The organism is Pantoea sp. VS1, assembly GCF_002207995.1.
In the GTDB taxonomy this organism is placed as follows: domain Bacteria; phylum Pseudomonadota; class Gammaproteobacteria; order Enterobacterales; family Enterobacteriaceae; genus Pantoea; species Pantoea dispersa.
The window spans coordinates 1-284 of sequence record NZ_NHZE01000173.1; the positions used below are offsets into that span (position 1 = coordinate 1).

Sequence of the window (284 nt, forward strand, 5' to 3'; positions counted from 1 at the left end):
CCCCAGTAGCGGCGAGCGAACGGGGAGCAGCCCAGGACCTGAATCAGCTTGTGCATCAGTGGAAGCGTCTGGAAAGTCGCGCGATACCGGGTGACAGCCCCGTACACGAAGATGCATGAGCTGTGAGTCCGACGAGTAGGGCGGGACACGTGGTATCCTGTCTGAACATGGGGGGACCATCCTCCAAGGCTAAATACTCCTGACTGACCGATAGTGAACCAGTACCGTGAGGGAAAGGCGAAAAGAACCCCGGCGAGGGGAGTGAAACAGAACCTGAAACCGTG

The 284-nt window shown here is 58.5% G+C and carries 1 rRNA gene; it reads left to right on the forward strand.

The annotated features are described in order from the left end of the window. Nucleotides 1-284, forward strand: a 23S ribosomal RNA gene (locus CBW22_RS25700); the annotation flags it as partial.